Genomic DNA, 14,263 nt, shown 5'->3' with positions numbered 1-14,263 from the left:
TTTCCCCGCGAGACGGCATTCAAACAGCGTGGTCCGCAGCCACCTGTCACTCGACAACAGACCGGTGATGGTTCGTGACCACAGCATCGGCGGAGGACCAGGCGTCCTCAGTGTTGACAGGTGTGCTGACTCGGCGAATGGGATTGAGCCGGCGAGCCTCTCGCCGAGAGATCACCTGTTCAGACTACGGCGCACCTCGAACACACGTTCTATGATGTCTGTACAGTTTCAATGCGGGGGAGGTGCGTCGTGAGCGACAGTCTGATCGACGACTACGCCGCGTTGCACGTCCTGCTGGATCGAATCGTAAAACGCACCTCCGACGCGTGTAGCGAGCTCGAGGTCGCGGAGTTGGCGATCACCCACGAGCACGCCGTCCGGAAGATGGGTTCGATTGGGCTGCAGCGAATCCTGGACGTGAGTGATCGGGAAGCGTTCCGGTCGGTGCAGTGCACGAAGCTCGACGAATTCGTGGGCCAGCGTCTGCGTATCCAGAACCCGCGCAGGCGGTTGCGGCAGGTCACGCAGTTGACCGAGATGCACGCCATGACCGGGGAGAAGCTTCCACCAAGGTGTCCTGAGACCGCGGACGCGATGGCCGACGGCGCGCTGAACCACGAACACGTCGACGCCGTGCTGGACGTGATGGCGAAGGTGCCGGCGGCGACACCACCAGAGATGCGGGACCTGGCCGAGGAGCAGCTCGCGGAGATCGCCCGCCACCACTCGCCGCGGGAGATCACCCGCGCCGGCGCCCGGATCCTGTCGCACCTCGACCCCGACGGCGATCTGCCCGACGAGCGGGACCGGGCCCGCAACCGGTCGCTGTCGCTGGGTGCGCAGGACACGCTGGGCATGTCGAAACTGTCCGCCACGCTCGACCCGACTACGCGCGCGCTGTTCGAGGTGCTCCTCGCGGCGTGGGCCAAGCCGGGCATGAACAACCCGGACGACGAGCTGTCACCCAAGGGCGGCGCCGACGGCGACGGGATTGACCAGGATCAGCTGCGCGACGCCGCGTCACGGGACTGCCGGACCCAGGCGCAGCGCAACCACGACGCCCTGAACGCATTACTCCGCGCAGCCGCAGATGGCGGACTGTACGGCGCCTCACACCGAGGTCTGCCACCGCACATCGTCGTCTCCATCAGCGAAGCCCAACTGCGGGAGCGCGCGGGGATCGGGCACACCACGACTGGCACCGATCTACCCATGAGCGAGATCGTGCGACTGGCCGCGCAGGCGCAGATGTATCTGGCGGTGTTCGACGACCACACCGGCGAACCGCTCTATTTCGGGCGGGCCAAGCGTCTCGCGTCGGAGTCGCAGCGGTTCGCCACCTTCGCCGAGTACGGCGGCTGCTCGAAACCCGGCTGCCCGCGCCCGTTCTCCCACACCGAAGCCCACCACGCCGAACAAGACTGGGCTAACGGCGGAAACACCGACATCACCGACCTCGCCCCCGCCTGCGGACCGCACAACCGGGCCGTCCACCACGGACCCGGAGGCTGGAAAACCGTCAAAATCACCGACGGCTCCGACCGCGGGAAATACGGATGGGTCGCCAACGGCACCTCCGACCCGCCGAGAACCAACCACCTGCACCGGCCCGACCGGATCCTCGACGACACCGCACCACCCGACCCCGACTGGTCCGACATCGAACACCGACTCGAACTGATCCTCGCCGACCACCATTCGGAAGCACGACCACCCGAGCCGCGCGAGCCGTGGATCATCCGCGTCATCGACTACCGGTCACCGATCACAGGGTGAGTCGGCAGGCCTGACCGACGTCGAGGACGCGGAGGGCTCGTCCCTGCCCCAGCCACAGTGCGCACGACAGCGTCAGGTCGGTGATCTCCTCGTCGGTGAGCAGCGCGTGCACCCGACCCCAGAAGTCGTCGTCCTCGCGGAGGCCGACGTGGTCGCGCGCGAACCGCTCGGCGAACTCCGCGGCCACCCGCTCGACGTCGGTGTATCCGTCCCACGTCCGCCAGTCGTCGACATGGTCGTAGAACGACTCGTCGAGGCCGGCGGCCTCACCGTCCGTCGTGCGAGTGTTCCGGCAGACCTCGCACTCGTTGTCGAGAGCGATCACCATGCGGGCGATCTCCCGCACCCGCGGAGCCAGCCCGCCGTGCCGGTACACGGCGTCGGCGTATCCACCGAGGGCCCCGCCGATCGTCGGTGACAGGCCCATCCACCCGATCAGGTCGTCGGGTGCGAAGTCGCCGATCCGTGCCATGTCCGCACGCTAGCACCGGCAACGAGAACGTGTTCTCGTTCTCAGTGCGCGGCCAGGACGCCCTTCGCCGCCTCCACCCGCGCCAGCTGGTCGAGCACGGTGGCGACGATCTCGTCGGTGTCGACACCGGTGGTGTCCACCGACACCTCCGGGTTCTCCGGCGGCTCGTACGGTGCGTCGACGCCGGTGAGCCCCGTCAATTCGCCCGCCCGGGCGCGGGCATAGAGGCCCTTCGGGTCCCGGCGCTCACACTCGGCGAGCGGGGTCGTCACCGCGACCTCCACGAACGGCAGGCCCGCCGCATCGTTGAGGGCGCGGGCGACCGCGCGGTCCGACCGCAGCGGCGAGACCAACGAGGCGATCGCGACGACGCCCGCGTCGGCGAGCAGCCGGGTGAGGTGGCCGACCCGGCGGATGTTCTCCGCGCGGTCACCCGCCGAGAAGCCGAGGTCGTCGGACAGCCCGTGTCGCACGTTGTCGCCGTCGAGGAGGTAGGCGGTGCGGCCCGACTCGACGAGCGCCCGTTCCAGCGCGACGGCCACCGTCGACTTCCCGGAGGCGGGCAGGCCGGTCAGCCAGATCGTGGCGCCACGCTGGCCCGTGCTGGCCCACCGGTGTCCGCGGTCGAGCGCCGACGGGTGCCACACGATGTCGTTGCGCGTCTGCGCACCGGGCACCACCTCGCGTGCCACGTCGATCACCCCGGCGCCGACGGTGTCGTTGGTCGACTCGTCGATGAGGATGAACGCGCCCGCCTCCCGGTCGGTGGTGTAGGGATCGGCGACGACCACGGAGCTGGTGCGGATGGTCACCGAGCCGATGTCGTTGAGCGCCAACTCGACCGGGGAGTCCTGGGTCTCCAGGGTCTCGGGATCGAGACGGTCGGCGATGGTCTGCACCGTGGCGCGCACGGTCGACGTGGAGTGCTTGAGTGCGAGCCGATCGCCGGCGCGCAGCGGTGTCTCGCCGAACCAACAGACGGTCGCCTCGAGCTCACGGGCCGACACCGGTCGGTGCGCGCCCGAGCCGTCGGAGACGAGCACGTCGCCACGACCCACGTCGATGTCGTCGGCCAGTTCCACCGACACCGACAGGGGTGCGACGGCCACCGACCGGTCGGGGTCCAGGGTGTCGACGGCGGTCACCGTGCTGCGCGAACCGGAGGGCAGTACGACGACGTCGTCGCCCGCCTGAAGGGTCCCGGTCGAGAGCCGACCGGTGTAGCGACGTCGTTCACCGGGCACGGGACGCGACACCCACTGGATCGGCAGGCGCAGATGATCGCTGCGCGCCGCGGGTGCCGACAGGTCGATGGACTCGAGTCGCTCGAGCAGCGAGGGCCCGTCGTACCAGGGCGTGCGGTCCGAGCGGTGCACCACGTTGTCACCGTCGCGCGCGACCATCGGGATGACGGTGACCTCGACGCCGCCGAGACGTTCTGCGAGGGTACGGAGTTCGCTCTCCACCTCGGCGAAACGTGCGGCGTCGAAGTCGACGAGGTCGATCTTGTTCACCGCGGCGACCAGGTGTGGCACACCGAGAAGGGTCGCGATACGTGCGTGACGCCGTGTCTGACGCAGTACGCCCGCGCTCGCGTCGACGAGCAGCACCGCGACGTCGGCCGTCGACGCGCCGGTGAACATGTTGCGCGTGTACCGCTCGTGTCCGGGCGTGTCGGCGAGGATGTAGCTGCGCGCCTCGGTCGAGAAGAACCGGTACGCCACATCGATCGTGATGCCCTGCTCCTGCTCGGCGCGCAGTCCGTCGGAGAGCGCGGCGAGATCGGGGACGCCGTCGCGTCGGACCGCCTCGAGATGGTCCAGCGGCAGGCTGTCGGTGTCGTACATGAGACGACCGATGAGGGTGCTCTTGCCGTCGTCGACCGAGCCGGCCGTGGCCAGACGGAGCAGTTCGCGTCGTGCTGCCATCAGAAGTACCCCTCCCGCTTGCGATCCTCCATCGCCGCGACCGACGTCCGATCGTCCGCGCGGGTCTCGCCGCGCTCGGACACGGTCGCGGCGGAGATCTCGGAGATCACCGCATCGATGTCGGCGGCGTCCGAGCGCACCGCGCCGGTGATCGTCAGGTCGCCGACGGTCCGGTAGCGGACCGTCTCGACGCGTGCGGTCTCGCCGTCGCGGGGCGCGGTGAACCGGGACGTGGCGAGCAGGATGCCGTCGCGCTCGAAGACCTCCCGTCGGTGAGCGAAGTAGATCGACGGCAGTTCGAGTCCCTCGAGCGCGATGTAGCGCCACACGTCGACCTCGGTCCAGTTGCTGAGGGGGAACACCCGCACCTGCTCGCCGCGCCGGATGCGGCCGTTGTAGAGCGCCCACGGTTCCGGACGTTGGGCACGGGGGTCCCACTGCCCGAACTCGTCGCGGAAGCTGAGCACACGTTCCTTCGCGCGGGCGCGCTCCTCGTCGCGACGTGCGCCGCCGAACGCCGCGTCGAACCGTCCGGACTCCAACGCGTCCAACAGTGTTCGCGTCTGCAGCCGGTTGCGGGACCCGGAGGGTCCGCCGACCTCCGTCACACGGCCCGCGTCGATGGAGTCCTGCACCGACGCCACGATGAGCTGGTGCCCGGCGCCGGACACCCGCCGATCCCGGAACTCGACGACCTCGTCGAAGTTGTGGCCGGTGTCGACGTGCAGCACCGGGAACGGCATCGGTGCGGGACGGAACGCCTTCTCGGCCAGTCGCAGCAGGACGATCGAGTCCTTGCCGGCCGAGAACAACAGCACCGGTCGCTCGAGCTCCGCGACGACCTCGCGGATGATGTGGACGGCCTCGGCCTCCAGGATCCGCAGTTCGTCGACGTGGCGATCAGGTGGCGCCGCGGCGGTCATGGGCTCTCCTCGGCGTCGGGACCGGGTGTCCGATCAAGCCAACACCGTGCCGCCGCGGCGAGTCCCACCGAAGTGGGGTTCGGATCAGAGCGACCGAAAGCCTGGCGGTTCAGGCCGGAGCGGGATCCGCGGTCTCGGCGTCGATCAGCTGACGGGCGACGTCGATGACACGCGTGTTGGTGTCCTGCGAGAGCCGACTGAGCAGAGCGAACGCGGCCAGGGCGTCGATGTGGAAGCGCTCCATCACCATGCCCTTCGCCTGGGCGATGATGTCGCGGCTGGCCAGGGCGTCCGCGTACTGCGCCCCACGGACGGCCGACGCCCACGCCGCGGTGGCGTGCGCGGCGAAGATCGACGCGATCTCCTCGACGTCGGGGGAGAACGCCTCGGGTGGTGTCGCGAACAGTGTGAGAGAGCCGAACGAGTCCGTAGCGGTGAACAACCGCAGCGACAGGATCGACCGGAACGGGATCGCCGCACGTGCGTCGGGGGTGTACTGCGGCCACCGCGTCTCGTCCCGCAGGTCGTCGATGCGCACCACCGGCTGGTCCCAGATCGCCGACAGGCAGGGGCCCTGCCCGTTGCTGTTCTGGATCTCGGAGTGGAGCTGCGCGAGCTCGCCGGTCGCGGCCTCGGTGACGAGCGTCCGCTTGCGGCCGGCGATGGAGATGCTCGCCTCCTCGGCGCCGTCGATGTTGTGCACCGCGCCCGCGACCAGGTCGTCGAGGACGGTGGACAGCTCACGCGGACCGCCGGCGGCCAGGCGCCGGGCCATGTCGGCGATGGCGACATGCACGTCGAGGGGTCGCGTGTCGGGAGCTCGCGTGTCCGGCTCCGCGGTCATCGGGTCCATGGCTGTTCCTTCCCGCGGCGACACACCCTCGACGGTGACTGTGCGCGTCCCGCGGGCGACGGACAAGCGGAGCCGGACAACCGGTACACGGTCGTGGTCGAGGTCACGGATGGGTCACGGGATCCGACATTGGGCGGACGGCCGTCTGGACAGTTGTCCATCATCGGGAGGTGCGTACTCCGATACCCGGCGAGATCGCCCAGGTCACCGCGGAATGGCTGACGACGGTTCTCTCACGACCTGACGCACCCGTGACCGTGGAGAGGGTGACCCACGCCGTCGTCGGTACCGGTCAGACCGGCTCGACGTACCGCCTCGACGTGACCTGGCGCGACGGTGCCGACGGCGGGCTCCCGTCGTCGTTCGCCGTGAAACTGCCGTCGGTCGACGCGGCCGTCCGTGAGCGGGTGGCGCTCGGCTACCGCTCCGAGCACACCTTCTACACCCGTGTCGCCGACACCGTGGCGGTGCCGGTGCCGACCTGCCACCACATCGCGATCGACGGCGACGGTGCCGAGTTCGTCCTGCTGATGGACGATCTCGCGCCCGCCGAGCAGGGTGATCAGCTCGCGGGCTGCACCCGCGACGAGGCGGTGCTCGCCGCATGGGCACTGGCCGGTCTGCACGGCCCGCGATGGTGTGATCCGGCGTGGGATGCGTTGCCCGGCATCGTCCTCGGCCGCCCCGACCGGGCCGGGGCGCAGGGTCTGGCCGACATCGTCGGCATCGCGGTGGACACCACGATCGACCGCATCGGCGACCGTCTCGACGACGCCGACAGGGCAACACTTCGTGCGGTGACACCGGCGATCGCCCCGTGGCTGCTGGCGGAGCCGACGCGATTCAGCGTCCTACACGGCGACTACCGGCTGGACAACCTCATGTTCGCCCCGGACCGGTCGTCGGTGACCGTCGTCGACTGGCAGACGCTCGCGGTGGGTCTGCCCGCCCGCGACCTCGCCTTCTTCGTCGCGACGTCGGTGGAACCCGAGGCCCGCGCCGACATCGAGGACGACGTGGTGCGCGAGTACCACGACGCGCTGCTCGCGCACGGCGTCGTCGGTCACGACCTCGAGGAGTGCCGTCGCGACCACCGGCTCGCGATGCTGCAGGTCCCGTTGATCACGACGCTCGGCTTCGCGTTCTCCGTGTCCACCGACCGCGGGGACGAGATGGCCGCCGCGATGCTCACCCGCGGCTGCGCGGCGATCCGCGATCACGGCACCCTCGACCTCGTCGCGGCGCTGACGTGACCACCGTCCATCCCGAGCTGGGCTGCTATCTGCTGGCGGGACAGCCCGATTCGAGCCGCGACATCCTCGACGAGGCGCGCGCGGCCGAGAGCCTCGGCCTCGGCACCGCGTTCGTCTCCGAGCGCTACAACCGCAAGGAGGCGATCGCGCTCGCCGGCGCGGCGGTCGCCGTCACCGACCGCATCACGATCGCGACGGCGGCGACCAACCACAACACACGACACCTCATGGTCACCGCGGGCGCCACGCGCACGCTGCGGGACCTCTCGGGCGGTCGGTTCGTCCTGGGTCTCGGACGCGGGATCCCCGTACTGCAGGACCTGTACGGGTTGTCGCCGATCACCACCGGTGGGCTCGAGGACGCGGCCGGCCTGCTGCGGCGACTGTTCCGCGGCGAGGCGATCGTCGGCCACGACGGCCCGGCGGCCAGCGTCCCTGTCCTCCATCTGGACTCCTCCCTCGACGAGTACCTACCCCTGGCGCTCGTCGCCTTCGGACCGAAGACGCTGACACTCGGCGGCCGGTGTTTCGACGAGGTCGTCCTGCACACCTACTTCACGCCGGAGACCACGCAGCGAGCCGTCCGCACGGTCAAGGATGCCGCGGAGAAGGCGGGCCGTGACCCGGCCGCGGTGCGGGTGTGGTCGTGCCTCGCGACCGTCGGCGACCACGTCCCCGAGGCGACGCGACTGCGGAAGACGGTGGGTCGGCTCGGCACCTACCTCCAGGGGTACGGCGACCTGCTGGTGCGGACCAACGGGTGGGATCAGGCCGTCCTGCAGCGATTCCTCGCCGACCCCGTCGTGTCCTCGATCCCCGGTCTGGACATCGCCGCCACCGCCGACCAGCTCGAGCACGCCGCGGGGCTGTTGCCCGAGGAGTGGCTGCAGAACGCAGCCGTGGGCACGTCGGAGCAGTGTGTCGACGCCATCCGCGGGCAACTCGACCTCGGATGCGACGCCGTCATCCTCCACGGCTCGACCCCGACCGAACTCGCGCCGATCGTCGAGACGTGGAAAAGCCCACCGACCAAGCACTCGCTTGTGTAACCTGCGTCACAGTCGAGTGGGAGGTCGTCCGATGGGCTACGCCGTTCTGAACCGTGAGCAGCTCGCCGCGATGTGCAGCGTCTGGTCTGTCATCGGTCGGCGCTGGGGACAGCGTCGTCAGATGAGGGTCGACCAGTACGACCAGAACCGCACCGCGATCATCGCCACCACCACCGCGTAGACGATGATCAGCAGCGGTCGGAGCCATCCGGCCGCCTCGATCAGTGACCGACGCCCGAGCGCCGTCGCCGCGAGCTGGGCGGCGGTCACGAACAGCAGCGGCGTGACGACCCACACGACCATGCAGTAGGGGCAGAGGGCGCCGATCCGGTACAGGCTCTGCGTGATCAGGTAGCCGATGAACACCAGGCCGACGCCGGTGCCCGCCGTGAGTCCGACCCAGAACCACGCCGGCAGGGCCACGCGCGCGACGGCGAGCAACCCCGCGACGATCGCCACGGAGAACGCCGCGATGCCGATGATGGGGTTGGGGAAGCCGAAGAACGCGGCCTGATCCGTGGTCATCACCGATCCGCACGAGATGATCGGGTTGATGCTGCAGCTCGGCCGGTACCCGGGATCGGCGAAGAGCTTGAAGCGCTCGATGGTGAGTGTCGCCGCGGCGACGAGACCGATGACCCCGGTGATCAGCACGATCCACGACGCGACGGCCCCCGGCGCGGGCGGGCCGACCTCGTCGGGGTCGATCCGGTCGTCGGCGCGGTCGTCGAGCTGTGTCGTCACGAGAACAGGGTAGGTGGCGGAACAAGCCGACGGTCGTGCGTGCTGCACCGTCACATGACCGATCGTGAACCCCGGGTGGCCCTTGTCGTCGGCGCCACAGGAATCTCCGGACAGGCTCTCTGCTCGCAGCTCGTCGGCGACGGATGGACCACCTATGGCCTCTCCCGCCACGACACGCTTCCCGTCGACGGGGTCACGCCGATCGCGGCCGATCTCCTCGATCCCGACCAGTTGGCCGACGCGCTGCGCGACGTGGCGCCCGAGGTCGTGTTCCTCGTCGCGTGGATGAAGCAGGACACCGAGAAGGAGAACATCGAGGTCAACAGCCGACTGCTCCGCAACGTCTTCACCGCGCTCGAGCCGGCGGGGTCGGTGCGTCACGTCGCGCTGATGACCGGCCTCAAGCACTACCTGGGGCCGTTCGAGGACTACGGCACGGCGGTGACCGCCGAGACCCCGTTCCACGAGTCGGAGCCGCGCCTGGACAACGACAACTTCTACTACGCGCAGGAGGACGAGGTCTTCGCCGCCGCCGAGCGGATGGGCTTCACGTGGAGCGTCCACCGCGCGCACACCATCGTCGGGTTCGCCGTCGGCAACGCCATGAACATGGCGCTGACGCTGTCGGTGTACGCGACCCTCTGCCGCGAGCACGACCGCCCGTTCGTCTTCCCCGGCTCGGAGACCCAGTGGAACGGCCTCACCGACGTGACCGACGTCGGTCTGCTCGCCGAGCAGATGATCTGGGCCGCGACGCACGCCGAGGGCGAGAACGAGCCGTTCAACATCGCCGACGGCGACGTCTTCCGGTGGCGCTGGCTGTGGCCGCAGATCGCCGAGCACTTCGGTGTCGAGCCCGTCGGGTTCGACGGCGAGCCGAAGCCGCTGGACGACCGTATGGGCGACGCCCCCGACGAGTGGCGGGCGATCGCCGAGAAGTACGACCTGGTGGAGCCCGACGTGACCCGGCTCGCGTCGTGGTGGCACACCGACAGCGACCTCGGCCGCGACATCGAATGCCTCACCGACATGACCAAGAGCCGCCAGGCGGGCTTCCTCGGCTTCCGCTCGACCCCGCAGAGTTTCGCCGACGCGATCGCCCGCTACCGGGAGGCTCGCATCATCCCGTGATCACCCGGCGGTCCCCGGGCGCGCGCCTACCATCGATGGTCAGCGGTCGAGCGGTGACTCGCCCACCGACGAGAGGCATCGACCATCGCCAGCATTTCCTCCCGGCTCCGCGGTCGTCGGCGTCTGCTGATCGCCCTTGCGGTCGTCGTCGTGCTGGTCGCGGCGATCGCATCCGTGGTTGCGACCCGCGGGTCCGACAGCCCCCGGATCACAGAGCGTGCGGAGACGATTGCAGGCGTCGCAGAGGGCTCGACGCCCGTGTCGCTGGACGCCTCGGTGTTCCTGCCCGCCACCACACCGGCGCCGGCGGTGGTGCTCGCCCACGGATTCGGTGGGACGAAAGACGATGTCGCATCCCAGGCCCGGTCGCTGGCGCAGCAGGGGTTCGTGGTCGTCACGTACTCGGCACGCGGGTTCGGGGCGTCGGGCGGACTCATCCACCTCGACAGCCCCGACTACGAGGTCGCCGACGCGCGGCGTGTGATCGACCGCCTCGCCTCAATGCCCGAGGTCGAGAAGGACGGTCCGGGTGATCCGCAGGTCGGCGTCGCCGGCGCGTCGTACGGCGGCGCCCTGGCACTGCTCGCGGCCGGCTACGACCGTCGTGTCGACGCGGTCGCGGCCGACATCACGTGGAACAGCCTGTCCCAGGCCCTGTTCCCGACGGCGGGCGGTGACACCGCCGGTGTCTTCAAGCAGGCATGGGCCGGTCAGCTGTTCTCGCAGGCGGCACGCCAGGCCACGTCCGACGGCTGCGGGAAGTTCGCTCCCGACGTGTGCGCCGCCTATCAGGCGTCGGCCGCCGCCGGTGAACCCACCGTCGCGCTGCGCGCGCTGATGGAGGCGTCGAGTCCGTCGACGATCCTGAACCGCATCACGGTCCCGACGTTGCTCAGCCAGGGACAGCAGGACTCGTTGTTCCCGCTCGACCAGGCCGTCCGCAACGCCGCCGGCATCCGCGCGCCGGTGCGGATGGTCTGGCGCTCCGGCGGCCACGACCAGCCCGGGGGCGACCCGACCGCCGACGCGCAGAGCTGGTTCACCCAGGTCTTGCGGGAGCGGCGCACGCCGAGTGCGGGTTTCAGCGCGACCGTCCCCGACGGGTCGATCTCGACCGAGACCGGCCGGTCGGTTCCGCGGCAGCTGTCGGGGGAGTCGCTGGCCTCGGTGCAGCAGACCCGTCAGGTCCCGATGCTCGGTCCGCCGCAGGTGCTCGATGCGCCGGCAGGCGGGACGCCGTCGGCCATCACCGCCGTCCCCGGCATCGGCAGCCTGTTGTCGACGGCGAGTTCGCTCACCGGCGGGTCTGCTCTGTCGGCCATCCCGGGACAGGCTGGCGGATTCGCCTCCGCGCCGATGGCTTCCGACACGCTCGTCGGCGGGTCGTCGTCGGTGCGGCTGCGGGTCACGCCCCGGTCCACCACCGATGCGCTCCTCTTCGTCTCCCTCGTCGACGTCGCGCCGGACGGGACGCGCACCCAGCCGTCAGGCCTGGTCACGCCCGTCCGTCTGACGGGACTGACGCCGGGACAGGCGACGACGGTCACGGTCCCGCTGCCCACCGTCGTGCGCACGGTCGCTGCCGGACACCGTGTCGCGGTGCAGGTCTCGACCACCGACCTCGGCTATCGCCTGCCGACGGACGCGCGCAGCTACACCGTCGGTCTCGACTCGCCGACCCTCGCGCTCACCACGCTGCAGGGCCGCGCGACCGCGGCGGCATTCCCGTGGGGCTGGCCGGTCGCGGGCATCGTCGCCCTCCTCCTGCTCGTCGCGGGGATCCTCCTCGCGGGCAGGCGACGCCGTACGTCGGCTGCCGAGAGCACGTCCGACGACGTCCCGCCGATCGTCGTCGAGGACCTCGTCAAGGAGTACGGCGACTCGTACCGGGCCGTCGACGGCGTGTCTTTCAGCGTCGAACGCGGGCAGGTCGTCGGACTCCTGGGCCCGAACGGCGCCGGGAAGACCACCGTCCTGCGGATGATGGTGGGTCTCATCCGCCCGACGTTCGGGTTCATCCGGCTGTTCGGCGAGACCGTCGGACCGGGGTCGGACAACCTGGCTCGCGTCGGCGCGTTCATCGAGGGCCCCGGCCTGCTGCCACACCTCTCCGGCCGCGAGAACCTCGATCTCTTCTGGGCCGCGACCGGCCGCCCCCGCGAGGAGGCCGACGTCGAGACCGCGCTCGAGATCGCCGGTCTCGGGGCGTCGGTGGACCGGAAGGTCCGCAAGTACAGCCAGGGCATGCGGCAGCGGTTGGCCATCGCGCAGGCGATGCTCGGACTCCCGGAGCTGCTCATCCTCGACGAGCCCACCAACGGTCTCGACCCGCCGCAGATCGCCGAGATGCGGGAGGTCATGCGGCGCTACGCAGCCACCGGGCGCACGGTCATCGTGTCCAGTCACCTGCTCTCCGAGGTCGAGCAGACCTGCAGCCACGTCGTCGTGATGCACAAGGGTCGGCTCGTGACGGCGGGTTCCGTCGCGGAGCTCGCCGGCGCGGCGACATCGACTCTGGCCGTCGCCGACGTGGATGCGGCACAACGCATCCTGGCCGACGCCGGCGTGGAGTCGACCGTCGTCGAGTCCCGTCGCCACCTGGAAGAGGCGTTCCTCGATCTCATCGGAGGGGAGTCACGATGACCGCCGACGAGACCACGACGACGGCCGCGACCCGCAAGGGTGTCCACGACCGCCTCGACGCCCTCGGGCCGGTGCAGCCCGTCGAGGTCCGCCCGCGGCGGACGCTGCGGTTGCGCGTGGAGACGGTACGTCAGCTGCGGCGTCGTCGGACACAGGTCGCCGCAGCACTTCTGGTGCTCCTCCCGCCGATCATCGCGATCGCATTCTCGTTGAGCTCCGACGACCCGGGGTCACCGGGCGGGTCCGACTCCGGCGGCGGTGGCCGCCAGACGTCGGCGCTGTACTCGCTCGCGACCGCCGGTGGCGCGAACTTCGCACTGTTCACCGAGTTCGCCGCCGGCTCGTTCCTGCTGACCGTGCTCGTCGCGCTGTTCTGCGGGGACACCGTCGCCAGTGAGGCGGGCTGGTCGTCCCTGCGGTACCTGCTCGTCATCCCCGTTCGGCGCTCACATCTGTTGCGGCAGAAGCTGATCGTGGGTCTGGCGTCCAGTGCGGTGGTGCTCATCCTGCTGCCGGTCTGGGCCTACGTGGTCGGCGGACTGTTCTTCGGATGGGGTCCGGCGCGATCGCCGCTCGGAGGCGAGTTCACGAGCACCGAGACGCTGCAGCGGTTGGCGATCGTGGTGGGCTACACCCTGATCCAGTCGCTCGTCGTCGCCGGGTTCGCGTTCCTGCTCAGCGTCGTCACGGATGCGCCGCTCGGTGCGGTCGGTGGCGCGACGATGCTGGTGATCCTGTCGAACATCCTCGACTCGATCTCCGCGCTCGACCCGTACCGCCAGTTCCTGCCCACCCACTACCAGTTCGCGTGGCTCGACGCCCTCGGCCCGACGGTGGTGTGGGAGGACATGGCCCGCGGTGTGGGGATCTCACTCATCTACGCGGCGATCCTGTTCGGTGCCTCGTGGTGGTGGTTCGACCGCAAGGACATCGTCAGCTGAGTCGGCCGCGGTCCCCCGTCCCACCTCAGATTATGGGTGCACCCGAGGCTTGCGGCAAGACCCCGTCGGTGGTCCAGACTGCTCCGGCGCACGTCAGCCGAGCGATGGGGAGAGCACATGACCACCACACCTCCGACACCCTTCGAGATCCACGAGTCCGGGGCGTACCTGCACGGCACCCGGGCCGACCTCGCGGTCGGCGATCTCCTGATCCCGGGCCATCGGTCGAACTATCGGGAGGCGCCGCTGCGGCACGTCTACATGACGCACACCCTCGACGCAGCAGCGTGGGGCGCCGAGATGGCTGTCGGCGACGGACCGCCACGGATCTATGTCGTGGAGCCGGTGGGGGAGGTCGAGGACGATCCCAACGTCACCGACAAGAAGTTCCCCGGCAACCCGACGCGCTCGTTCCGCACCCTCGACCCCGTCCGCGTCGTCGGCGAACTGACCGACTGGACGGGCCACACGCCGGAACAGATCGAGGCGATGAAAGCCGGACTCGCGGGGCTCCGTGAACGTGGACTCGACGTGATCATCGACTGATCCG

The 14,263-nt window shown here is 69.9% G+C and carries 12 protein-coding genes; 7 read left to right on the top strand and 5 right to left on the bottom strand.

Going from position 1 to position 14,263, the window contains the following annotated elements:
* Positions 1–249: 249 nt before the first annotated feature.
* Positions 250–1,776, top strand: a complete 1,527-nt coding sequence (locus LX12_RS17405) for an HNH endonuclease signature motif containing protein (RefSeq protein ID WP_253655839.1) — start codon at positions 250–252, stop codon at positions 1,774–1,776.
* On the opposite strand, the gene LX12_RS17400 is transcribed toward LX12_RS17405, so the two are convergent.
* From LX12_RS17400 to LX12_RS17385, 4 genes are all read right to left on the bottom strand, one after another.
* Positions 1,766–2,248, bottom strand: coding sequence for a carboxymuconolactone decarboxylase family protein (locus tag LX12_RS17400; protein WP_253655838.1), 483 nt, complete (start codon positions 2,246–2,248; stop codon positions 1,766–1,768). The genes LX12_RS17405 and LX12_RS17400 overlap by 11 nt on opposite strands.
* Positions 2,249–2,289: 41 nt before the next feature.
* Complete coding sequence (gene cysC / locus LX12_RS17395; protein ID WP_253655837.1) at positions 2,290–4,176, bottom strand: adenylyl-sulfate kinase; 1,887 nt, start codon at positions 4,174–4,176, stop codon at positions 2,290–2,292.
* The gene (cysD, locus tag LX12_RS17390) at positions 4,176–5,099 is read right to left on the bottom strand and encodes a sulfate adenylyltransferase subunit CysD (RefSeq protein WP_253655836.1); all 924 of its coding nucleotides are present in this window, start codon (positions 5,097–5,099) and stop codon (positions 4,176–4,178) included. The genes cysC and cysD overlap by 1 nt, the downstream gene beginning before the upstream one ends.
* Before the next feature lie 109 nt (positions 5,100–5,208).
* A complete protein-coding gene (locus LX12_RS17385) occupies positions 5,209–5,952 on the bottom strand; it encodes an ANTAR domain-containing protein (RefSeq protein ID WP_253655835.1) in 744 nt (247 codons plus the stop codon).
* Between the two features lie 170 nt (positions 5,953–6,122).
* Between LX12_RS17385 and LX12_RS17380 the strand changes: the two genes are divergently transcribed.
* Positions 6,123–7,205 (top strand): phosphotransferase family protein, encoded by a 1,083-nt coding sequence (locus LX12_RS17380; RefSeq protein ID WP_253655834.1) that lies wholly within the window; start codon positions 6,123–6,125, stop codon positions 7,203–7,205.
* Positions 7,202–8,254, top strand: a complete 1,053-nt coding sequence (locus LX12_RS17375) for a TIGR03857 family LLM class F420-dependent oxidoreductase (RefSeq protein WP_253655833.1) — start codon at positions 7,202–7,204, stop codon at positions 8,252–8,254. Before LX12_RS17380 ends, LX12_RS17375 begins: the two co-directional genes overlap by 4 nt.
* A 117-nt stretch (positions 8,255–8,371) precedes the next feature.
* Here LX12_RS17375 and LX12_RS17370 read toward each other — a convergent pair whose 3' ends face one another.
* Positions 8,372–8,998: a vitamin K epoxide reductase family protein gene (locus LX12_RS17370; protein ID WP_253655832.1), complete on the bottom strand. Its 627-nt coding sequence runs from the start codon at positions 8,996–8,998 to the stop codon at positions 8,372–8,374.
* A gap of 54 nt (positions 8,999–9,052) precedes the next feature.
* Between LX12_RS17370 and LX12_RS17365 the strand changes: the two genes are divergently transcribed.
* The 4 genes from LX12_RS17365 to arr all read left to right on the top strand — a co-directional run bounded on the left by LX12_RS17365 (position 9,053) and on the right by arr (position 14,259).
* Positions 9,053–10,129, top strand: coding sequence for an SDR family oxidoreductase (locus LX12_RS17365; protein WP_253655831.1), 1,077 nt, complete (start codon positions 9,053–9,055; stop codon positions 10,127–10,129).
* A 258-nt stretch (positions 10,130–10,387) separates the two neighbouring features.
* Positions 10,388–12,772, top strand: a complete 2,385-nt coding sequence (locus tag LX12_RS17360; RefSeq protein WP_253655830.1) for an alpha/beta fold hydrolase — start codon at positions 10,388–10,390, stop codon at positions 12,770–12,772.
* Entirely contained in the window at positions 12,769–13,713 is a 945-nt protein-coding gene (locus LX12_RS17355; RefSeq protein WP_253655829.1) for an ABC transporter permease, read from the top strand. The genes LX12_RS17360 and LX12_RS17355 overlap by 4 nt, the downstream gene beginning before the upstream one ends.
* Positions 13,714–13,830: 117 nt before the next feature.
* Complete coding sequence (arr, locus tag LX12_RS17350) at positions 13,831–14,259, top strand: NAD(+)--rifampin ADP-ribosyltransferase (protein WP_253655828.1); 429 nt, start codon at positions 13,831–13,833, stop codon at positions 14,257–14,259.
* Positions 14,260–14,263 lie beyond the last annotated feature (4 nt).

This window comes from Williamsia serinedens, assembly GCF_024171725.1.
GTDB classification, from domain to species: Bacteria; Actinomycetota; Actinomycetes; order Mycobacteriales; family Mycobacteriaceae; genus Williamsia_A; species Williamsia_A serinedens.
The sequence above is the reverse complement of the archived record's forward strand: the minus strand, read 5'-3'. Positions and strand labels throughout refer to the sequence as shown.

Coding starts and splice junctions, on each gene's coding strand:
- LX12_RS17355 (WP_253655829.1), top strand. CDS start 12,769: ATGACCGCCGACGAGACCACGACGACGGCCGCGACCCGCAAGGGTGTC.
- LX12_RS17385 (WP_253655835.1), bottom strand. CDS start 5,952: ATGGACCCGATGACCGCGGAGCCGGACACGCGAGCTCCCGACACGCGA.
- LX12_RS17365 (WP_253655831.1), top strand. CDS start 9,053: ATGACCGATCGTGAACCCCGGGTGGCCCTTGTCGTCGGCGCCACAGGA.
- LX12_RS17400 (WP_253655838.1), bottom strand. CDS start 2,248: ATGGCACGGATCGGCGACTTCGCACCCGACGACCTGATCGGGTGGATG.
- cysD (WP_253655836.1), bottom strand. CDS start 5,099: ATGACCGCCGCGGCGCCACCTGATCGCCACGTCGACGAACTGCGGATC.
- cysC (WP_253655837.1), bottom strand. CDS start 4,176: ATGGCAGCACGACGCGAACTGCTCCGTCTGGCCACGGCCGGCTCGGTC.
- arr (WP_253655828.1), top strand. CDS start 13,831: ATGACCACCACACCTCCGACACCCTTCGAGATCCACGAGTCCGGGGCG.